Source organism: Ideonella sp. BN130291, assembly GCF_036231905.1.
Lineage (GTDB): Bacteria > Pseudomonadota > Gammaproteobacteria > Burkholderiales > Burkholderiaceae_C > CAMLIZ01.
This window is the reverse complement of the sequence record NZ_JAZARE010000004.1, coordinates 290,120-310,919: the sequence shown is the minus strand read 5'-3', so window position 1 is coordinate 310,919 and position 20,800 is coordinate 290,120. Positions and strand designations below refer to the sequence as shown.

Here is a 20,800-nt window from a genome sequence, read left to right as displayed (position 1 = left end):
CTGGCCGCCAACGGCCGCAGCGGCAAGAACAGGTTCACAAGATGAGGGAGGATGACCATGGAATCGACATCGCCGTCGGCGGCCAACCGCTACGCCGCGCCCCAGGCCCATGTGGAAGACGTGCGCGACCCGCAAGCCGGGGCCGAACTCGCCGGCCGCGGCATGCGGTTCGTGGCCGCACTGATCGATCTGGTCGTGCTCATGGCGGCGATGTGGCTGCTGTCGCTCGTCACGCCCTGGAACCCCTACTCTCCCCGCAACGCGGCGTCGATCGGCAGCATGCTGTTCAACGCGGCACTCGGCTTCGTGCTGTTCCTCGCACTCAACGGCTGGCTCCTGGTGAGCCGCGGCCAGACCATCGGCAAGCGGGTGATGGGCCAGCGCATCACGCTGACCGACGGCAACCCCGTGCCGCCCCTGCGCCTGCTCGGGCTGCGTTATGGCATCGGCTATGCCATGTCGCCGCTGCCCTGGCTGCAGATGATCTACGCGCTGGTGGACTGCCTGATGGTGTTCCGCAGCTCGCGCCGCTGCCTGCATGACGTGCTGGCCGGCACCATCGTCGTCAAGGCGTGAGCGCCAGGCTCGACACGCTGGTCACGGCCGAAACCCCGGAAGGCATTGAACTCACGCTGAGGCCGGCCGGCTGCTGCGCACGCAGCCTGGCGTATGTGGCCGACCTGGGCGTTCGATTGATCGTCATGCTGGCCGCCGGCATGACGCTGGGCCGCGTGGCCGGCGTGGGCGGTGCCACCATGCTGTTGCTGTATTTCCTGCTCGAGTGGTTCTATCCGGTCGCCTTCGAGCTCTCCCCCTGGGGCGCCACGCCGGGCAAACGCCTGCTGAACCTGCGCGTGGTGATGGACAGCGGCCTGCCCGTCACGCCGGCCGCCTCGCTGGTGCGCAACCTGTTGCGGGCTGCTGACTTCCTGCCTGCGCTTTATGGCTTCGGGCTGGTGTGCCTGCTGCTGCGGCGCGACTTCAAGCGGCTGGGCGACCTGGCCGCCGGCACGCTCGTCGTGCATGCCGAACAGGTGGTGCTGCATGCAGCCTTGCCGCCCGGGCCGGCGTCAGCGCCCCGGCGTTCCTTGTCCTTGCAGGAGCAGTCGGCGGTGCTGGCATGGGCTGGCCGCAGCGGCCGCATCACGGCGGCGCGCGCGGAAGAGCTTGCGGCACTGGCCGGGCCGATATTGCCGGCCGCGCGCCAAGGGGCCGACGCGACCGAGCGCCTGCTGTCGGTGGCCCACTGGCTGCTGGGCCGACGCCCGCCAGGCGGCGCATGACACCGCTGCAGTTCGAGCAAGCCCACGCGCCACTGTGGACGCAGCTGGAGGCGGGCCTGGACCACATCGAGCGCCCGGGGGGCCTGCTGGTGCGCAGCCCACGCGGCCCGGGCGCCCCACCGGCCGGCCCCCTCGCACCGGCCGAGCTGGCGGCGCTGTACCGGCGCTGCTGCGAGCACCTGGCGCTGGCGCGCTGGCGCGCCTATCCGGTGCACCTGACCGACCGGCTGGAAGCACTCACCCAGCGTGCGCACCAGGCCATCTACCGCCGGCACGACTACGGCGGCCAGCGGCTGAAGCGCCTGCTGCTGGTGGACTTTCCCCAGGCCGTGCGGCAGCACCGGGCCTACATGCTGGTGGCCCTGCTCGTGTTCGCCCTTCCGATGCTGGCCGCGGGCTGGGCGTGCTGGCGCGACCCGGGCTTTGTGCTCTCGGTGGTGGACGCCTCGCGCGCGCAGAATTTCGACGAGATGTACAGCGAAGGCCGGCATGCGATCGGCCGCATGCGTGACGCCAGCACCGACTGGGAGATGTTCGGCTTCTACGTGATGAACAACGTGGGCGTGGCCTTCCGCTGTTTTGCCGGAGGCATCCTCGCGGGCGTCGGCAGCCTGTTCTTCCTGGCCTACAACGGCGTGCTCGCGGGCGCAATCGCCGGCTACCTCACCGCGCGCGGCCATGGCGGCACCTTCTATTCCTTTGTCGTCACCCATTCGGCCTTCGAGCTGACGGCCATCCTGATCGCTGGAGCGGCCGGCCTGCGCCTGGGCCACGCGCTGCTGGCGCCGGGCCGGCTGCGGCGGCTGCAGGCGTTGCAGCAGGCTGGCGCCGAAGCCGTTGTGCTGGTGTACGGCGTGGTGGCCATGCTGCTTGTGGCGGCCTTCGTGGAGGCGTTCTGGTCCTCGGCGGCGTGGGTGGCGCCCTCGGTGAAGTACGGCGTGGGCGCTGCGTGCTGGGCCGCGGTGGTGATCTACCTGGTCTGGCAGGGCCGGCCGGGCGCCGCGGCGCCGCAGCACAGGGGCTGAGCGATGCAGGTTGATGCCCTCGCCATCCATCTGCGGCCGCGGCCGATGCTCGAAGCGGCCGACCTCGGCGTGCGGCTGGTCCAGGAACATGCCCGCTCGGTGTGGCGCTGCCTGGCGCCACTGTGGGCCGCCTGCACGCTGCTGATGCTGTCCACCACCACCATCGCGAGCTGGCTGCCCTGGGCGGTGCTGTTCATGGCCAAGCCCTGGCTGGACCGCAGCCTGCTGTTCGTGCTGTCGCGCGCGGTGTTCGGCGAGCCCACGCGGTTTGCCGACCTCTGGGCCGCACGGCGCCAGGTGTGGGGCACGGACCTGCTGCGCAGCCTCACCGTGCAACGCCTGTCGCCCTGGCGGGCCTACACCCTGCCCTTGCGCCAGCTGGAGGGGCAACGCGGCGAGGGCGCACGCCAGCGCCGGGTCCAGCTGCTGCGTGGCAGGCGCGGCGTGGCCGCGCTGGTGCAGGTGGTGTACGCCCACGTCGAGGTGGTGCTGGTGCTGGCGCTGTTTGCGCTGGGCCTGCTTTTCATGCCCGACGAACACCGCGGGCCGCTGATGCAGGCGTTCTTCAGCGACGACGACCTGGGCATGCAGCTGCTGAGCAACGGCTGTTATGCGCTGGTGGTGCTGGCGCTCGAACCCTTTCATGTCGCCTCCGGTTTTGCGCTGTACCTCAACCGGCGTGTCGAGCTCGAAGCCTGGGACATCGAACAGGAATTCCGCCATGCCTTCGGTGGCTGAACGCAGCCTTGTTTTCGCCTGCTGCCTCGCCACGGCGGCAGCCGCCGCACAACCGCTGCCCGAGCCGCCGCAAGCCGCGTCGGCTGCCGAACCCGCGTCCGGCCCGGCGGCCTCCGCCCCGCCGGCACGTGCATCGTCGGCTGCCCGCGCCCAGCTGCAGGCCAGCGTGGAGGCCGTGCGGCGCGACCCCTTGCTGTCGGGCAAGGACAAGGTCCACGAGCTGCGGCTCAAGCGTCGTGAGCAGGCGCAGGCCAAGGACAAACCGCCGTCGTGGCTGAAGGGGCTGTCACGCTGGCTGTCCGAAAGCGGACGGCTGCTGGTGTGGGCGCTGGGCGCGATCGCGGTGGCGCTCACGCTGGTGTCGCTGCGCCACTGGTGGCGCTGGCGTGCCGACACGATCGAGGGCTGCTCGCTGCACCTGCCCACCCACGTGCACGACCTCGACATCCGGCCCGACAGCCTGCCGGCCGACGTGGGCGCGGCCGCAGCGGCCCTCTGGCAGGCCGGGCGCCACCGCGACGCGCTCTCGCTGCTGTATCGCGGCGCGCTCTCGCGCCTGGTGCACCTGCATGCCGTGCCCATCCGCTCGGCCAGCACCGAAGGCGATTGCCTGCGGCTGGCCAGCGCTGCCCTGCCGGCCGAGGGCAAACGCTTCTTCGAACGCCTGGTCCAGGCCTGGCAGCTGCACGTGTACGCGGCACGGCAGCCGGAGGACGCCGCCGTGGCCGCCCTGTGCGCCGACTTCGACGCCTGCCTCGGCGCCGCCCTGCCGGCCACCGGGAGCGCCACGCGGGAGGCCGCGCCATGAGCCGCACGCTGGTGTGGCGGCTGCTGGCGGTTCTGCTCGCGCTGGGGGCCGCCTACGGGCTGTTCACCCAGACCGAATGGGTGGAGACCGAAGTGCCGTTGCCGCCGCGTGGCGAGGCCGCCCGCAACCGCGGCTACGCCGCGATGCAGCTCTTGCGCAGCGTGGGCGCCGAGGTGGTGCGGCGGGACAACCTCGAACAACTGCCCCCGCCGGGCGCCACGCTGGTGCTGATGTCCGGCCAATGGAGCCTGTTTCCCGGGCGGGACGAGCGCCTGCGCGACTGGGTGGCGGGCGGGGGGCACCTGGCGCTGCCGCGCTGGTTGCTGCGCGACGAACAGAGCCTGCGCTGGCTGCCGCTGAAGGAGGTCGACCGCCCCAAGCCGCCGCGCGCGGCGCCCGCCTCCGCGCCGCAAGGCGACAAGGCCGATGATGAGGAGGATGAGGATGAGGACGAAGGCAGCCCGGCCACGCCCTCTGAGGCCGCCTCCTCATCGGGCCGAAGGCTGACACCCGTGTCCGAACCGCGCCCGTGCGAGACCCAGCGCGAGCCCGACACCGTGCAGGCCAGCTTCGACGACAGCCGCGAGTTCAGCGCCTGCCGCGCCTTCGCACCCGGCCTGCTGGCCGCCACCAAGGGCGCGGCCATCCAGTGGTCGCTCGATGGCCGCCAGGGCCCGGAATCGATGCGCGTGGCCATGGGCCGCGGCAGTGTCACCGTGTACGGGTCGGACGCCTTCCTCACCAACCGGGCGCTGCTGGAGGGCGACAACGCGCTCATCCTGCTGGCCGGGCTGGGGCTGCCCGGTCGCGGCACGCAGGTGTGGTTCGTCATCGACGAGACCCGGCCGGCGCTGCCGGTGTGGGTGTGGCAGCAGGCCGGCGTGGTCGTCATCCTGGCCGCGGCGGCACTGGCGGCGGCGCTGTGGCGCAGCGGCATGCGCTTCGGGCCGCTGGCCGCGCCCAGCCAGCGCGGCCGCCGCTCCATGGCCGAGCAGATCCACGGTACCGCGCAGTTCCTGGCCCGCCGCCAGCCGGCCGCCCTGCATGCGGCCCAGCTGCGCGCGCTGGACGAAGCGGCTCAGCGCCTGCTGCGCGGCTGGGCCCACGATGGCCGCAGCGCCCGGGCGCTCGCGCTGGCGCGCGCCACCGGCCTGGCGGCCGACGAGCTGGCCCGCGCGATGGACCCGTCCATCCCGCGGCCACGCACCGCCTGGCCGCCGGCGCTGGCCTTGCTCGAAGAGGCACGCCGCCGCTTGCTGGCGCGGCAACGCCCGCCATCACCCGCTTCCGATACGAACCCACAGGACCGATCCGCATGACCCTGAATGCCAACGACGTCAACCGCGCGGCCGAGCTGCTGCGTGCCCTGCGCGAGGAAGTGGCCAAGGCCATGGTGGGCCAGCGCGAAGCCGTGGACCAGGTGCTGATCGCGCTGGTCGCGGCCGGCCATGTGCTGATCGAGGGCGTGCCCGGCCTGGGCAAGACGCTGCTGGCGCGCGCGCTGTGCAAGGCGCTCTCGCTGCAGTACGCCCGCATCCAGTTCACGCCCGACCTGATGCCTTCGGACATCACCGGCGCCGCGGTGCTGGACACCAGCACCGGTGAAGGTGGCGGCCTGGGCACGCTGCGGGTGCGCCGCGGGCCGGTGTTCACCCACCTGCTGCTGGCCGACGAGATCAACCGGGCGCCGGCGAAGACGCAGGCCGCGCTGCTGGAGGTGATGCAGGAGCGCCAGGTCACGCTCGAAGGCCAACCGCATGCGCTGCCACAGCCCTTCATGGTGATTGCGACGCAGAACCCGATCGACACCGAAGGCACCTATCCGCTGCCGGAAGCGCAGCTCGACCGCTTCCTGCTGAAGATCGAGATCGGGTATCCCTCGCGCCAGGACGAGGCCGCCGTCGTGCGCCGCACTACCGACCAGTCGCTGGGCGACCAGCTGCCGCTGGACGCGATTGCCCCGCGGCTGGACGAACGCGCGGTGAAGGCGTTGCAGCGCATGGCCGCCCACGTGCGTGTGGACGACAAGGTGGCCGACTATGCGGTGGACATCGTGCGCGCCACGCGCGACTGGCCCGGCCTGGCCACCGGCGCCGGCTCACGCGGTGCCATCTCCCTGGTGCGCGCCGCCCGCGCGGCCGCCTTGCTCGACAGCCGCGACTTCGTGACGCCGGACGACATCAAGCAGCTGGTGCTGCCCGCGTTGCGCCACCGGGTGCTGCTGGCACCGGATGCGCAGCTGGAAGGCCGTGCGGTCGACGAGCTGCTGGGCGACGCGCTGGCCAGCGTGGACGCACCCCGCATCTGAGCTGGCGCGCCACCGCATGAAGCTGCTGCCCACACGCGCCACCGTGCTCGCACTGGCGGCCTTGGCCACCGGTGCTGCCGCGGCTCTCCTGGCGGGCGTGCCGCTGGCCACGGTGCAGGCCGTGGCGGCCGCGGTGTCTGCTGCGGGGCTGGCGCTGGGCGCGCTGGACCTGGGCGTCAGCCTGCTCGCGTGGCGGCGCCACCCGCTGCAGCTCACACGGCGGCTGCCAGCGGCCCTGGCGGTCGGCGTGGAGCGCCGGCTGCAGCTTCAACTCGCCAACCCCGGCCGGCTGCCGTGGCGCGTGGCCCTCTTCGACCATGTCGATGCCGCCATCTCCACCGAAGGGCTGCCGGCGTCGGTCAACGTGCCGGGCGGGCAGCGCGCCACCCTGAGCTACCGCGCCACACCACATCGGCGCGGACCGGTGGGCTTTGCGCCGGCCGAACTGCGGGTGCGCACGCTGGCCGGCTGCTTCGAGCTGGGCCTGCGGCTGGGTGCGGCGCAGTCGCTGCGCGTGTACCCCAATTTCGCCGCGGTGGCCCGTTATGCCTGGCTGGCGGGCGACCACCGGCTGAGCGAAATCGGCATCAAGACCTACAAGCAGCGCGGCGGCGGCACGGACTTCAAGCAGCTGAGCGACTACAGCCCCGGCGACTCCGTGCGCCACATCGACTGGCGAGCCTCCTTGCGCCACCGCCGGCCGATCGTGCGGCAGTTCCAGGACGAGCGCGACCAGCGTGTGCTCTTCGTGCTGGACTGCGGGCGCCGCATGCGCGCCGACGACACCGCGGCGGCTGCGGTGGGCCACTTCGACCAGGCGCTGAACGCGCTGATGCTGCTGGCTTACGTGGCGCTGAAGGCGGGCGACGAGGTGGGCGCCCTCACCTTTGCAGCGCCGCCCGCGGCACAGCGGCACTTCGCCCCGCGCAAGGGCCTGCCCACGCTGGACGCGCTCACGAGCCGCCTGTACGACATCCAGCCCACGCTCGCGCACCCGGACTACCTGCAGATGGCCACCGAGGTGATGCGGCTGCAGCGAAAACGCGCCCTGGTGGTGGTGCTCACCAACTTCCGCGATGAAGACGCCCCGGAGCTCGCGCCCGCACTCAAGCTGCTGCGCACGCGCCACCTCGTGATGCTGGCCAGCCTGCGCGAAACCGCGCTGGGCCACATCGCGGGCCAACCCCTGCGCGCACCGGAGGACGCCAGCGAAGCGGCGACCGCCCACCTCTTCGAGCAGGCGCGCCGCGATGCCTTCCACCGCCTGGCCGGGCGCGACGCCTTGCTGGTGGACGTGGAACCGGCCGGGCTGGCGGCCGAGCTGGTGAACCGCTACCACGCGGTCAAGCGATCCGGCCTGCTGTAGCTGCGACGGACGACGCGGGCCTACTCCACCGGCGTCAGCTTGGCCAGGCTGAGCTGCAGCCACTTCATGCCGTGGCGGCCGAAGTTGACCTGCGCGCGTGCATCCTCGCCCACGCCTTCCAGCGTCACGATCACGCCTTCGCCGAACTTGGTGTGGAACACCGCCTGCCCGCTGCGAAGCCCGTGCGAGGGCGGCGCCTTGGGCGTGTAGGCCGGTGCGGCCGGCGCTTCCACCCGGCCGGCGCCCACGATGGAGTGCAGGCCCGAGCCGCGGTTCCAGGCGTTCTGGTATTCGCGCGCAAAACCCGAGCCGAAGCCCTGGTTGCGCGGGGTGATCCACTTCAACGCGGCCTCCGGCAGCTCGTCGAAGAAGCGGCTCTTGATGTGATAACGCGTCTGCCCGTGCAGCATGCGCGTCTGGCTGAAGCTGAGGTACAGGCGCTGGCGCGCGCGTGTGATCGCCACGTACATCAGGCGGCGCTCTTCCTCCAGCCCGTCCACGTCGGACATGGAGTTCTCGTGCGGGAACAGGCCTTCTTCCAGGCCGGTGATGAACACCGCGTCGAACTCCAGGCCCTTGGCCGAATGCACCGTCATCAGCTGGATCGCGTCCTGCCCGGCCTGGGCCTGGTTGTCGCCCGCTTCCAGCGCCGCATGGGTGAGGAAGGCAGCGAGCGGCGACACGATCTCGCCGGTTTCGGCGTCGGGCGCGAGGTCCACCGCGGCCACCGCCAGCGGCGTGCCGGCAGCGATGGTGCCTGGGCGCAGGCGCTCTTGGGCATCAGCGGCTTCGTCGATCGGCAAGGCAACCGCGTCCTTGCCAAACCCTTCCTGGGTGACAAAGGCCTCGGCCGCGTTCACGAGTTCGGCCAGGTTCTCCAGCCGCTCCTGGCCTTCCTTCTCGGTGCGGTAGAAGTCGGCCAGGCCGGAGTTCTGCACCACGTGCTCGATGATCTCGCGCAGGGTGAGCCCGCGGGTGATCTCCCGCATCGCGTCGATCAACGCGTTGAAGGCCTGCACGTTGGCGCCGCCCTTGCCGGTGACCGCGCCCACGCTCTGGTAGAGGCTGCGGCCGCTGGCGCGTGCGGCGTCCTGCAGCTGCTCCACCGTGCGCGCGCCGATGCCGCGGGTGGGGAAGTTCACCACCCGCAGGTACGAGGTGTCGTCGTTCGGGTTCTCGATCAGGCGCAAATAGGCCAGCGCGTGCTTCACCTCCGCGCGTTCGAAGAAGCGCAGGCCGCCATACACGCGGTACGGAATGCCGGCGTTGAACAGCGCCGACTCCACCACGCGCGACTGCGCATTGCTGCGGTAGAGCACCGCGATCTCCTTGCGCGGCATGCCGGCCCGGTGCAGCTGCTGCGCTTCTTCCAGCAGCCACTGCGCCTCGGCATAGTCGCTGGTGGCCTCGTACACCCGCACCGGCTCGCCGGGGCCCGCTTCGGTGCGCAAGTTCTTGCCCAGGCGGCGGGTGTTGCGGCTGATGAGCTCGTTGGCGCTGTCCAGGATGTTGCCGAAGCTGCGGTAGTTGCGCTCCAGCTTGATCACCTGCTGTACGTTGTATTCGCGCTCGAACAACGCCATGTTGCCCACCTGCGCGCCGCGGAAGGCATAGATGCTCTGGTCGTCGTCGCCCACGGCGAACACGCCGCGCCCCGGACCCACCGGCGCAAACATCTTCAGCCAGGCGTACTGCAGCTTGTTGGTGTCCTGGAACTCGTCCACCAGCACATGGCGAAAGCGGCGCTGGTAGTGCTCGCGCACCGCATCCTGGTCGCGCATGAGCTCGTAGGTGCGCAGCATCAGCTCGCCGAAGTCGACCACGCCTTCGCGCTGGCACTGGTCCTCATAGGCCTGGTAGATGGCCGCCAGCGTGCGCGTCTGTTCGTCGCGCACTTCCACGTCGCGCGGGCGCAGGCCTTCTTCCTTGCTGCCGGCGATGAACCAGGTCACCTGCTTGGGCACATAGCGCTCCTCATCGAGGTTCATGCCCTTGATCACCCGCTTCACCGCCGACAGCTGGTCGGCGGAATCGAGGATCTGGAAACTCTGCGGCAGGTTGGCCAGCTTCCAGTGCGCACGCAGGAAGCGGTTGCACAGGCCGTGGAAGGTGCCGATCCACATGCCGCGCACGTTGATCGGCAGCATCGCACCCAGGCGCGTGAGCATCTCCTTGGCGGCCTTGTTGGTGAAGGTCACCGCCATCACGCCACCGGGCGACACCTGGCCGGTCTGCAGCAGCCAGGCGATGCGGGTGGTGAGCACACGCGTCTTGCCCGAGCCGGCGCCGGCGAGGATGAGCGCGGGCTGCGCCGGCAGCGTGACAGCAGCGAACTGCTCGGGGTTCAGGTTGCGCAGCAGCGGGTCGCCGGTGGGCGGCGAGAAGGCGTCCAGCTGGACCGGATCGTTGTCGGACGGGGGAAGGTGCTGCATCCGGGGATTCTAGGAGTTGCTCCTCGGTAAAGCTGTGCAAAGGCCCGCCCGCGCAGCCATCGCAGCCACGGCAGCTCCTTACGATTCGGCTCTCTCACCCGGAGCGCCACATGCCTTCATCCAAGCTGTACCGCCTGGCCTGCGTGGCCGCCACCGCATGGCTGGGGCTGATGGCCGGCTTCTTCTTCGCCTTTGCGGTCGACGTCGCACCGGCCATGACCCACCTGGACGCGACCGGCTACGTGGCCACGCAGCAGTGGATCAACCGCTCGGTGCGCAACCTGACGTTCGCGCTGGCCTACTTCGGCTCCGCGTTGCTGCCATGGGTGCCGTCCGCGCTGGCCGCGTTGCAGCGGCAGTGGCGTCCCGCCATCGGCTGGCTCATCGTTGCTTCGCTTTACTTCGTCGCGGTGTTCTGGGTGACACGCACGGTCAACGTGCCGATCAACGATGCACTGGCGCAGTGGCTGCCCGCCGCGCCGCCCGCCGACTGGGCGGCCGCACGCGACCGGTGGAACGAGGCCAACGTCTGGCGCACGGTGGCCGCGATGCTGTGCTTCGTGGGCGCGCTCACACTCACCGCAACGGTGGGGGCGGCAAAAGCCGCACGCTGAAAGCGCAGCACCGCCGCATTCGCGACAATGCCGGCTGTCCACCTGCCCCCAGGAGCTGCATGCCGCGCACCCCGTTCACTTTTGCCGTGCTCGGCTGTGCGGCGCTGTCCGCACAAACGGCCGGCGCATCGCTGCCCGCCGGCTGCAAGCCGCTCGCGCCTCAGCAGGTGGTGGAGTCCTTCCTGTCCGCCGATTGCGCCGCATGCTGGCAGCAGCCCGACCCTGCTTCGACAGTGACCGGCCCGCGCACGCTGCGGCTGGACTGGATCGTGCCGGGCGACCTGGGCGACGACGCGCCACTCGCCGCTGCCGCCTTGCCTGAAGCGAAAGCCCGCCTGAAGACGCCCCTGGTACCCGCAGACAGCAGCGTGCAGCAGCAACGCCTGCCGTCGCCTCTGCCCGGCGTGCAGCTGGCGGTGCAAAGCGGCCTGGCATGGAACGGCTACATCGGCCTCGCCTTCGATCTGCGGCAGGGCCGCAAACCGCTTCCTGCCGATGCGCAAGGCTGGGTGGCACTGGTGGAGCGGGTGCCTGCCGGGCAGGACGGCAGCGCGGTGCAGCGGCAGCTGGTGCGCGCGCTCGCCGGGCCCTTGCCGCTCACCTTTGCGCCGGGGCAGCGCCAGCTGCAGCACCTGCGCGCGGTGCTCGTGCCACCCAACAGCCGCGGCGAACGGCTGGCCGCCGTGGGCTGGATCGCGAGCGCCAACGGCCGCATGCTGATGGCGGCGCAGTCCGCACCGGCTGGCTGCGCCACGCCGGAGTAGGCCTGTCACTGGCACAACATCTGCTCCTGGAAGCATCGCCCCTGCTTTCAAGGAACCGAGGATGTCGTTGTTGTCAGCCAGGCCAAGCCGCCGCGCCGGCGTGCCGCTGAGCCTGGCGCTGCAAGGCGGCGGCGCGCACGGCGCCTTCACCTGGGGCGTGCTGGACGCGCTGCTCGCGCAGGGCACGCACCCCATCCATGCCATCAGCGGCACCAGCGCCGGCGCCGTCAACGCGGTGGCGCTGGCCCAGGGCTGGATGGACAACGGCGCCGAAGGCGCGCGCCAGGCGCTGGACCGGCTGTGGACCGCGATCGGCTCGCACCTGCCGTTCGAATGGCTCACGGTGGGCAGCGGCGAGTCGCTGGCCCTGGCACCGGGCGCGCGAGCCTTGCTGCACTGGACGCGCTACCTGAGCCCCCAGCAGCTCAATCCGCTGGACGTCAACCCGCTGCGCGACCTGCTGCGCGTACAGATCGACTTCGAGCGCCTGCGCCGCCATTCCCCGGTGCAGCTGTTCATCGCCGCCACCCATGCCAACAGCGGGCAGCTCAGGCTGTTCCGCACGCGCGAGCTGAGCTTGGACGCGGTGCTGGCATCGGCTTGCCTGCCCACGCTCTACAAGGCGGTGGTGATCGATGGCGAGCCGTATTGGGACGGCGGTTATGCGGCCAACCCGGCGCTGTTTCCGCTGATCGTGGACGGCGGGCCGGCAGACCTGCTGATGGTGCTGCTGAGCCCACTGCAGCATGCGCACGAGCCGCGCACGGCGCAACAGATCCACGAGCGTGCGCTCGACATCGCCTTCAACGCCACCTTCCTGCGTGAAGCGCGCCTGCTGGGCGAGGCTCATGCGGTGGCGCGGCGCAGCTGGCTGCCGCTGGGCCGGCTGGAACGCCGGGTGCGCCGCATGCGCTTTCACCTGGTGCATGCGCCTGAGCTGTTGGGCGCCTTGCGCAGCGAAACCCGGCTGATCGCCCACCTGCCCTTCCTGCAGCGGCTGCGCGACCAGGGCCGCGAGCATGCCGCCGCCTGGCTGGCCGGCGACGGGCACGCGCTGGGGCGGCGCTCCAGCGTGGACCTGGTGCGCCTGTTCGGCAGCCCCCGGCCAGCGCGCCAGGGCATGCCGGCGTAGAATCGATCACCGGGCCCAAATTTTGGCGTCCGGTTTTTTGTTTGCGCCCACCGCCCCCCGCTGGCGGCCTCGGGCGCCGGGACCGGCCCCAAGTCAAGCGCTCGCAGCCTTGCAGCGGCACTGCTCAACGCCCTTGCACATCAGGTCAGCGAAAGCACACTTGCCATGGAAATCTTCGACTACGACAACGTCCTGCTGTTGCCGCGCAAATGCCGCGTGGACAGCCGCGCCGAATGCGACACCAGCATGGAATTCGGCGGCCGCCGCTTCAAGCTGCCGGTGGTGCCGGCCAACATGAAGACCGTTGTCGACGAGCGCATCACCGAATGGCTGGCGGCGAACGACTATTTCTACGTGATGCACCGGTTCGACCTCGACAACGTGGCCTATGCCAAGGCCATGCGCGACAAGGGCCTGTTCGTGTCCATCAGCTCCGGCGTGAAGCCGGCCGACTTTGCGGTGATCGACCGGCTGGCGGCAGAAGGCGTGGGCGCGGACTACATCACCATCGACATCGCGCACGGCCATGCCGACAGCGTGCGCCGCACCATCGAGCACATCAAGCAGAAGCTGCCGAACACATTCGTGATCGCCGGCAACGTGGGCACGCCCGAAGGCGTGATCGACCTGGAGAACTGGGGCGCCGACGCCACCAAGGTGGGCATCGGCCCGGGCAAGGTCTGCATCACGCGCCTGAAAACCGGCTTCGGCACCGGCGGCTGGCAGCTCAGCGCGCTGAAGTGGTGCGCCCGCGTGGCGACCAAGCCGATCATTGCGGATGGCGGCATCCGCCATCACGGCGACATCGCCAAGAGCGTGCGGTTCGGCGCGGCGATGGTGATGGTGGGTTCACTCTTCGCCGGGCATGAGGAATCGCCCGGCGCCACGGTCGAGGTGGACGGCAAGCTGTACAAGGAGTACTACGGCTCGGCCTCCGACTTCAACAAGGGCGAGTACAAGCACGTGGAGGGCAAGCGCATCCTGGAGCCGGTGAAGGGCACGCTGGCCGACACGCTGCGCGAGATGCGCGAGGACCTGCAGAGCTCGATCTCCTACTCCGGCGGACGCCAGCTGATGGACCTGCGCAAGGTGAACTACGTGGTGCTGGGCGGCGAGAACGCGGGCGAGCACCTGTTCATGTGAAGCCGCGCTCGGGCACCCGGCCGTTCAGGTGAGCGGCGCTGCCTGATCGGTCTGCTGGGCGATGGCTTCGCCCGGCTCGCCTTGCGCCTGCAGGCGCAGCTGCATTGCCAGCATCTCCTTGCCAAGCGCCTCATTCTCTTCGGCGCTCAGCAGCTTGCTGACCTTGGGGAAGAGGTGCTCCTCCTCTTCCTTGTGGTGATGCTCGGCCTGCTCCTTCAGCACCTTGAACTTCGCTTCGAAGGTGGGGGCCGAGGGCTCCAGCACCAGCAGGTCGGCGAGCAGCCGCTTGAGCGAGAGGTGTTCCTCCAGCGACTCCAGCAGGATGTCTTCGGTGCGACGCGCCCGAACCGCCGGGTAGAACAGCTCCTCCTCGGAGCTCAGGTGCACGCCCAGCTCGTCGCCGATGAAGGTGAGCGCCGCCCGCCGCTCGGCGTCGGAACCGGCCAGCAGCGCGGAATTGAAGTGCGCTTCGAGTTCGCGGTGTTGCTGGATCAGCAGATCGACGGCGTTCATGGCGGGCAGGCGAGTGAGGGCCAGGCATGAGAGGCAGCGGGCGTGCCCGCTGCCTCGGCACCCGGCCAGCGGCTCAGCGCACGACCATGCCGGCGTGTTCGCCGGGTTCGGTGCTGCGCATGGGTGTGCGCCGCTGTGTCGCCTTCAAACGCAATGCATGGGCCGTCTGCGCCTGCACCGGGGGGCAGGTCCCGGTCTGCGCATACTGCAGCGCACCGGCCAGCAAGGCCTCGCTGGGCGAGCCCAGCGGATGGTCGAGGTCGTCCGCCACCGCGCAGGTGGGCTGGAAGCCATCGAAATACCGGCCCTGGTTGTTCGCGTTGACAGACTCGAAGTTCACCACGTTGAAGGTGGTGCCGCACTGGTTGTCGATCGGCAGGAAGCCCACCGGCTTGCCGCAGGTGGTGCCGCCGATCAGCACCACATCCACGAAGGGCCGCAGGCCGTTGACCACCAGCTCGCTGGCCGAGCAGGTGCGCTGGCCCGACAGCACGTAGACCCGGCTCACGCCGAGCGCCGACGCGAGCGAGGCGAAGCGGTAGCTGGCGTTGCTGCTGCTGTGCTTGTCGTTGTAGAGCAGCGAGGCGAAGACCTGGCCGTCCGCACGCGAGCCCGCGACATAGGACGCCAGGGTGCTGGCGGTGGACACCAGCCCGCCTCCGTTGTAGCGCAGGTCCAGCACCAGGTCGGTCACGCCAGCCGCCTTGAAGCTGGAGAACGCTGACTCCAGCGACGGCACCGCCTGGTCTACAAAATCCTTCAGCACCAGATAGCCCGCGCTCCGTCCGCCACTGTTCACCACGCTGGTGTTGGTGACGGGCGTGAGGTCATAGACACCGGCCACGAGGGTGATGGTGCGGTCGCCGGATGCATTGCGCACCTGCAGTGTCAACAGGTCGCCGGCCGCCGCGGGTGTCAATGCGGAGAAGTCGTTGGCGGCGGCCAGCTCGCTGGCGGGGCGGCCGTTCACGCTGAGGATCTGCTCGCCCCGTTGAAGGCCCGCAAGGGCGGCGGGCGACTTCGGCTCGATGAACCGCACGCGCAGTGGTTGCTCAGGGTGGTCGAGGATTTCGAGGCCGGCGACGAACAGCCCATACCCCAGGGTCTTGCCCTCGCCGAAGAAGAGCTCATGCTCGGCGGTCGGCTGGGTAAAGCTCCAGCGGTCGGCAGGGAACGCCGATGTCGTCCCCTGTGCGGGGCCGGGGTACAGCAAGGCCTGAAAGTAGCTGTCCACGGAGGTATAGGCGACGGGATCGGGGCTGGGGCTGAGGCCGTACCAGAAATACCAATCCCTCATGTAGTCGCGCAGCCAGACGTTCTGGTCGGCGACCGAGCAGCTCTGCGGCGCTTCCACCACCGGCGCACTGCTGCCGCCACCACCACATGCGGCGAGCACGGCGAGCGCCGCGCCCGACAGCCCGGCACGCCAGCGTGCGCCATGAGTCCCTGTTGTGTCCATAGCTCTCCCTTGCCGGGCGGGCGCTGGGCCTCACCCTAAAATCGGTGACCTTCCTGCAATGTAAAACAGCGCCGTGCGTTGACAGCACCAACCCGGCCGTTCGCCCAGGGCTCCCATGACCGACCTCGCCAAATCCTTCGAACCCGCCGCCATCGAGGCCCATTGGGCGCCGCTGTGGGAGCGCGCTGGCGTCTACAAGCCGACGCTGGACGAAGGCAAGCCCTCCTTCAGCATCCAGCTGCCGCCGCCCAACGTGACCGGCACCTTGCACATGGGCCATGCGTTCAACCAGACCATCATGGACTCGTTGACGCGCTACCACCGCATGAAGGGCCACAACACGCTGTGGGTGCCGGGCACCGACCATGCCGGCATCGCCACGCAGATCGTGGTGGAGCGCCAGCTGCAGCAGCAGGGCCAGAGCCGGCACGACCTCGGCCGCAAGAACTTCGTGGCGCGCGTGTGGGACTGGAAGGAGCAGTCCGGCTCCACCATCACCCAGCAGATGCGCCGCCTGGGCGCCAGCGTGAGCTGGCAGCACGAGTACTTCACGATGGACGAGAAGCTGTCCACCGTGGTGGTGGACACCTTCGTCAAGCTGTACGAAGAAGGCCTGATCTACCGCGGCAAACGCCTGGTGAGCTGGGATCCGGTGCTCAAGTCCGCCGTGTCCGACCTGGAGGTGGAAAGCGAGGAGGAAGACGGCTTCCTCTGGCACATCCGCTATCCGCTGGCCGACGGCTCGGGCGAGCTGGTGGTCGCCACCACCCGGCCCGAGACCATGCTGGGCGACACCGCGGTGATGGTGCACCCGGAGGACGCGCGCTACACCGGCTTACATGGCAAGCGGGTGCAGCTGCCGCTCACCGGCCGCACCATCCCCGTGATCACCGACGAATACGTGGACCGCGAGTTCGGCACCGGCGTGGTGAAGGTGACGCCCGCGCACGACCAGAACGACTACCAGGTCGGCCTGCGCCACCAACTGCCGATGATCACCATCTTCACGCTGGACGCAAAGACCAACGACGAGGTGCCCCCGGCCTATCGCGGGCTGGACCGCTTCGTGGCGCGCAAGAAGGTGGTGGCCGACCTGGAGGCGCAGGGCCTGCTGGTGGACACCAAGAAGCACAAGCTGATGGTGCCGCGCTGCGCCCGCACCGGCCAGGTCATCGAGCCCATGCTCACCGACCAGTGGTTCGTGGCGGTGAGCAAGCCCGGCCGCGACGGCAAGAGCATCGCCGAGAAGGCGATCGAGGTGGTGCAGGACGGGCGGGTGAAGTTTGTGCCCGAGCAGTGGGTGAACACCTACAACCAGTGGATGAACAACATCCAGGACTGGTGCATCTCGCGCCAGCTGTGGTGGGGCCACCAGATTCCCGCCTGGTACGACGAACAGGGCAACGTGTTCGTGGGCCGCGACGAGCGTGAGGCCGCGCAGAAATGGCAGCTTGAGCTGGACAACCAGCTGGCCGCGGCGCGCGCTGCGAAGGACGACGCCCAGTTGCGCCTGCTGGAGAACCGCCGTGCCGCCGGCCCGCAGCTCAAACGCGACGAGGACGTGCTGGACACCTGGTACTCCTCTGCGCTCGTGCCTTTTTCCACACTGGGCTGGCCGGAGCAAACCAAGGAACTGTCGATGTTCCTGCCGTCCAGCGTGCTGGTCACGGGCTACGAGATCATCTTCTTCTGGGTCGCTCGCATGATCATGATGACGACCCACTTCACCGGCAAGGTGCCCTTCGAGACGGTCTACATCCACGGGATGGTGCGCGACTCCGAAGGCAAGAAGATGAGCAAGTCCGAGGGCAACGTGATCGACCCGGTGGACCTGATCCAGGGCGTCGACCTGGACACGCTGGTGCAGAAATCCACCGTGGGCCTGCGCAAGCCGGAGACAGCGCCCAAGGTGGCCGCACGCGTGAAGAAGGAGTTCCCACAGGGCATGCCGGCCTACGGCGCCGATGCGCTGCGCTTCACGATGGCCAGCTATGCCAGCCTCGGCCGCAACATCAACTTCGACACCAAGCGCTGCGAGGGCTACCGCAACTTTTGCAACAAGCTCTGGAACGCGACCAAGTTCGTGCTGATGAACACCGAAGGCCAGGACTGCGGCCTGAAGGAGCACAGCAAGGCCGAATGCGAACCCGGCGGACCCTTCCACGGCTACATGCGCTTCAGCCATGCCGACAAATGGATCAGCAGCGAACTGCAGCGGGTGGAAGCCGCGGTGGAACAGGGCTTCGCCGACTATCGGCTGGACAACGTGGCCAACGCGATCTACTCCTTCGTGTGGGACGAGTACTGCGACTGGTACATCGAGATCGCCAAGGTGCAGCTGCAGACGGGCGACGAATCGCAGCAGCGCGCCACACGGCGCACCCTGATCCGCACGCTGGAAACCGTGCTGCGCCTGCTGCACCCGATCACGCCCTTCATCACGGCCGAGCTGTGGGAGCGTGTGGCGGTGGTGGCCGGCCGCAAGGCGGCTGGCGATGCGCAAAGCATCGTCACCGCGCCCTACCCCAAGGCGGACCTGAGCCGTGTGGACGCGGAAGCCGACGCCTGGATGGCCAAGCTCAAGGCGGTGGCCTTTGCGGTGCGCAGCCTGCGCAGCGAGATGAGCCTGTCACCCGGCGACCGCGTGCCGCTGGTGACGCTGGGGGATACCGGGTTCATCGAAGCGGCCGCGCCACTGCTGAAGGCGCTGGCCAAGCTGAGCGAGGTGCGGGTGCAAGCCGACGAAGTGGCGTTCACCGAGGCCACGCAGGCCTCACCGGTGGTGGTGCAGGGCGACGTGCGCCTCGCGCTGCACGTGGAGATCGACGTGGCCGCCGAAACCCTGCGGCTCACGAAGGAAAGCGAGCGCATCCAGGGCGAGATCGCCAAGGCGCAGGCCAAGCTGGGCAACGACAGCTTCGTGGCGCGTGCGCCGGCGGCCGTGGTGGAGCAGGAACGTCAGCGCCTGGCCGACTTCACCCAAACCCTCACTCGGCTGCAAGATCAACTTCGCCGCCTGGTGCCGTCGGCCTGAAGTTGTTGCGCGCTGGTGCCGCTGCGGTGAGGATCTCGTCGATGCGGCGGGCCACCGCCCAGGCGCTGCGCACGCGGGACTCGCGCGTGGTGCTCGCCACGCGCGGCGTGATCTGCAGGGTGTCGATGTCGTGCAGCGGGCGCCCCGGGTCCAGGGTGCCCGGCTCCAGGCTGTCGAACCAGGCCGCGGCCATGCGGCCGCTGTCCAGCACCTTGGCCAGCGCCGCTTCGTCGAACAGGGCCGAGGGCGCGATGCTCACCATCACCTGGTTGGGCTTGCAGTGCTGCAGGAAGCGCTCGCCCAGCAGGCCGTGGTAGCGGGTGAAGTAAGGCAGCTGCACGCACACCGCGTCGCTGCGCTCGAGCAGCTCGCGCAGGCCCACCGGGTCCACCCCCCAGCGCGCCCACAGGCCGTCGGAGGCATGCACCGCGGGGTCGTAGCCGATGAGGCGGGAACCGAAGGGCTGCAGCAGCTCCGCCATGGAGCGCGCGGCCTGCGCCATGCCGATCAGGCCGACGGTCGCGCTGCTCAGCTCCCGGCCCACGAGCAGGCCGTCCTCGCTGCGCACCGGTACGCGCCGCAGCATGGCGAGCAATGCACCGATCATGAACTCGGCCTCCGCCTGGGCGGTGGCGTTGAGGCTGCGCACCACTTCCACGCCGGCGCGGGTGCAGGCTTCGAGGTCGATGTTTTCCGCACCGGCGCTCACCCGGCCGACCGCCTTGAGCACCGGCGCGTAGTGCAGCGCCTGGGAATCCAGCGTCACCGAAGGCGGCAGCACCAGCGCCCGCACATTGAACAGCGCTTGGCGGAACTCGCGCGGCTCGCGCGCCAGCTCGGGCGCATAGCGCACCGGGTGGCGCTCGGCGAGCCAGCCCATCACCTCCGCATCGAGCGGTTCAACGATCAGCACCGACATGGCAATTCAGGTTCCGCCCAAAGGTCTCATGGAAGGCTGGAGCCCCCAGACCGGCGGGCAATGAAGCAAGGCAACGGCGGTCGGCAGTCGGGCGCACGGGGTGGGCACTCCAAATGCCAATGCCACAATCGGTTCCGACTCCTCAGCAAGGATTGTAAGTAAATGTTAGTCCAGAAGGCGATCTTCCCAGTGGCCGGTCTCGGTACGCGTTTTCTGCCGGCCACCAAGGCCCAGCCCAAGGAAATGCTGCCGGTGGTGGACAAGCCGCTGATCCAGTACGCCGTGGAAGAGGCGTATGCGGCGGGTGTGCGGGAAATGATCTTCGTGACCGGCCGCCACAAGCGCCCGATCGAAGACCACTTTGACATGACTTTCGAGCTCGAGGTAGCCCTCGAACAGGCGGGCAAGCAGGAACTGCTGGACACCGTGCGTTCGGTCAAACCCGACGACATGGAATGCATCTACGTGCGCCAGGCGCAGGCCCTGGGCCTGGGCCATGCGGTGCTCTGTGCCCAGCGCCTGGTGGGCAACCATCCCTTTGCGGTGCTGCTGGCCGACGACCTGATGGTGGGCACGCCGCCGGTGCTCAAGCAGATGGTGGAGCAGTTTGCCGACTGGCGCGCCTCCATCCTGGCGGTGCAGGAAGTGCCCGCCGAGCACACCGCCCGCTACGGCATCGTGGCCGGTTCGCAGGTGAACGACCGCTTGATGGACGTGACCCGCATCGTGGAAAAGCCCAAGCCCGAAGTCGCCCCATCGCGCCTGGGCGTCGCTGGCCGGTACATCCTGACGCCGGGCGTCTTCCATGAAATCGCGCACCAGCCGCGCGGCGTGGGCGGCGAGATCCAGCTCACCGACGGCATCGCCGGCCTGCTGCGGCGCGAAAAGGTGTTTGCCTACCGCTATGAAGGCAAGCGCTACGACTGCGGCAGCAAGGACGGTTTCCTGCAGGCCAACGTAGAGCTGGCGCTCGCTCACCCGCAGCTGGGCCCGGGCTTCCGGGATTACCTGAAGACGCTGGAACTCTAAGGTTCAGCGGCGGCGCAGGAAGTGGATGTATTCGTCCGCCTGCGTCGTCTGCTCCACCAGGTCGTTGCCCGTCTGGCGCGCAAAAGCCTGGAAGTCCCGCATCGACCCCGGGTCGGTGGCCACCACCTTCAGGATCTGGCCGCTGGCCATGTCGGCCAAGGCCTTCTTGGCCTTCAGGATCGGCAGCGGGCAGGTGAGCCCGCGGGTGTCGAGTTCTCGGTCCGCTTGCATGG

Annotated in this window: 19 protein-coding genes; 14 read left to right on the top strand and 5 right to left on the bottom strand. The window is 69.4% G+C overall.

All coding sequences use genetic code 11. The annotated features are described in order from the left end of the window. The first annotated feature begins 57 nt into the window (after positions 1 to 57). The 8 genes from VPH43_RS10635 to VPH43_RS10600 are packed head-to-tail and all read left to right on the top strand — an operon-like array spanning position 58 to position 7,528. The gene (locus VPH43_RS10635) at positions 58 to 576 is read left to right on the top strand and encodes an RDD family protein (protein WP_328577663.1); all 519 of its coding nucleotides are present in this window, start codon (positions 58 to 60) and stop codon (positions 574 to 576) included. After that, positions 573 to 1,283 (top strand): RDD family protein, encoded by a 711-nt coding sequence (locus tag VPH43_RS10630; protein WP_328577662.1) that lies wholly within the window; start codon positions 573 to 575, stop codon positions 1,281 to 1,283. The genes VPH43_RS10635 and VPH43_RS10630 overlap by 4 nt, the downstream gene beginning before the upstream one ends. Beyond that, on the top strand, positions 1,280 to 2,308 hold the full coding sequence (locus VPH43_RS10625) for a stage II sporulation protein M (protein WP_328577661.1): 1,029 nt from the start codon (positions 1,280 to 1,282) through the stop codon (positions 2,306 to 2,308). Before VPH43_RS10630 ends, VPH43_RS10625 begins: the two co-directional genes overlap by 4 nt. 3 nt (positions 2,309 to 2,311) lie before the next feature. Next, positions 2,312 to 3,046 (top strand): hypothetical protein, encoded by a 735-nt coding sequence (locus tag VPH43_RS10620; RefSeq protein ID WP_328577660.1) that lies wholly within the window; start codon positions 2,312 to 2,314, stop codon positions 3,044 to 3,046. Continuing rightward, on the top strand, positions 3,030 to 3,854 hold the full coding sequence (locus VPH43_RS10615; RefSeq protein ID WP_328577659.1) for a DUF4129 domain-containing protein: 825 nt from the start codon (positions 3,030 to 3,032) through the stop codon (positions 3,852 to 3,854). Before VPH43_RS10620 ends, VPH43_RS10615 begins: the two co-directional genes overlap by 17 nt. Then, entirely contained in the window at positions 3,851 to 5,173 is a 1,323-nt protein-coding gene (locus VPH43_RS10610; protein WP_328577658.1) for a DUF4350 domain-containing protein, read from the top strand. The genes VPH43_RS10615 and VPH43_RS10610 overlap by 4 nt, the downstream gene beginning before the upstream one ends. Then, positions 5,170 to 6,162 (top strand): AAA family ATPase, encoded by a 993-nt coding sequence (locus tag VPH43_RS10605; RefSeq protein ID WP_328577657.1) that lies wholly within the window; start codon positions 5,170 to 5,172, stop codon positions 6,160 to 6,162. The genes VPH43_RS10610 and VPH43_RS10605 overlap by 4 nt, the downstream gene beginning before the upstream one ends. A gap of 16 nt (positions 6,163 to 6,178) precedes the next feature. Continuing rightward, a complete protein-coding gene (locus VPH43_RS10600; protein WP_328577656.1) occupies positions 6,179 to 7,528 on the top strand; it encodes a DUF58 domain-containing protein in 1,350 nt (449 codons plus the stop codon). A 20-nt stretch (positions 7,529 to 7,548) separates the two neighbouring features. Here the strand turns inward: VPH43_RS10600 and VPH43_RS10595 are convergent, their stop codons facing one another. Further along, complete coding sequence (locus tag VPH43_RS10595; RefSeq protein ID WP_328577655.1) at positions 7,549 to 9,960, bottom strand: UvrD-helicase domain-containing protein; 2,412 nt, start codon at positions 9,958 to 9,960, stop codon at positions 7,549 to 7,551. Positions 9,961 to 10,070: 110 nt separating this feature from the next. Between VPH43_RS10595 and VPH43_RS10590 the strand changes: the two genes are divergently transcribed. From VPH43_RS10590 to VPH43_RS10575, 4 genes are all read left to right on the top strand, one after another. Continuing rightward, positions 10,071 to 10,574, top strand: a complete 504-nt coding sequence (locus VPH43_RS10590) for an anthrone oxygenase family protein (RefSeq protein WP_328577654.1) — start codon at positions 10,071 to 10,073, stop codon at positions 10,572 to 10,574. Between the two features lie 59 nt (positions 10,575 to 10,633). Beyond that, on the top strand, positions 10,634 to 11,338 hold the full coding sequence (locus tag VPH43_RS10585; protein ID WP_328577653.1) for a hypothetical protein: 705 nt from the start codon (positions 10,634 to 10,636) through the stop codon (positions 11,336 to 11,338). A 61-nt stretch (positions 11,339 to 11,399) separates the two neighbouring features. Then, positions 11,400 to 12,470, top strand: coding sequence for a patatin-like phospholipase family protein (locus VPH43_RS10580; protein ID WP_328577652.1), 1,071 nt, complete (start codon positions 11,400 to 11,402; stop codon positions 12,468 to 12,470). A 165-nt stretch (positions 12,471 to 12,635) separates the two neighbouring features. Beyond that, positions 12,636 to 13,613, top strand: a complete 978-nt coding sequence (locus VPH43_RS10575) for a GMP reductase (protein WP_328577651.1) — start codon at positions 12,636 to 12,638, stop codon at positions 13,611 to 13,613. Between the two features lie 24 nt (positions 13,614 to 13,637). On the opposite strand, the gene VPH43_RS10570 is transcribed toward VPH43_RS10575, so the two are convergent. Together VPH43_RS10570 and VPH43_RS10565 are read right to left on the bottom strand one after the other, a co-directional pair. Beyond that, complete coding sequence (locus VPH43_RS10570; protein ID WP_328577650.1) at positions 13,638 to 14,126, bottom strand: hemerythrin domain-containing protein; 489 nt, start codon at positions 14,124 to 14,126, stop codon at positions 13,638 to 13,640. A gap of 73 nt (positions 14,127 to 14,199) precedes the next feature. Then, the gene (locus VPH43_RS10565) at positions 14,200 to 15,585 is read right to left on the bottom strand and encodes a S41 family peptidase (RefSeq protein WP_328577649.1); all 1,386 of its coding nucleotides are present in this window, start codon (positions 15,583 to 15,585) and stop codon (positions 14,200 to 14,202) included. A gap of 115 nt (positions 15,586 to 15,700) precedes the next feature. Between VPH43_RS10565 and VPH43_RS10560 the strand changes: the two genes are divergently transcribed. Next, complete coding sequence (locus VPH43_RS10560; RefSeq protein WP_328577648.1) at positions 15,701 to 18,619, top strand: valine--tRNA ligase; 2,919 nt, start codon at positions 15,701 to 15,703, stop codon at positions 18,617 to 18,619. Here VPH43_RS10560 and VPH43_RS10555 read toward each other — a convergent pair. Continuing rightward, the gene (locus VPH43_RS10555) at positions 18,573 to 19,538 is read right to left on the bottom strand and encodes an NAD(P)-dependent oxidoreductase (protein WP_328577647.1); all 966 of its coding nucleotides are present in this window, start codon (positions 19,536 to 19,538) and stop codon (positions 18,573 to 18,575) included. The genes VPH43_RS10560 and VPH43_RS10555 overlap by 47 nt on opposite strands. A 162-nt stretch (positions 19,539 to 19,700) precedes the next feature. On the opposite strand from VPH43_RS10555, the gene galU reads away from it, so the two are divergent. Next, positions 19,701 to 20,567 (top strand): UTP--glucose-1-phosphate uridylyltransferase GalU, encoded by an 867-nt coding sequence (gene galU, locus VPH43_RS10550; protein WP_328577646.1) that lies wholly within the window; start codon positions 19,701 to 19,703, stop codon positions 20,565 to 20,567. Positions 20,568 to 20,570: 3 nt separating this feature from the next. Here the strand turns inward: galU and VPH43_RS10545 are convergent, their stop codons facing one another. Next, positions 20,571 to 20,798: a sulfurtransferase TusA family protein gene (locus VPH43_RS10545; protein ID WP_328577645.1), complete on the bottom strand. Its 228-nt coding sequence runs from the start codon at positions 20,796 to 20,798 to the stop codon at positions 20,571 to 20,573. Between the last annotated feature and the right edge of the window lie 2 nt (positions 20,799 to 20,800).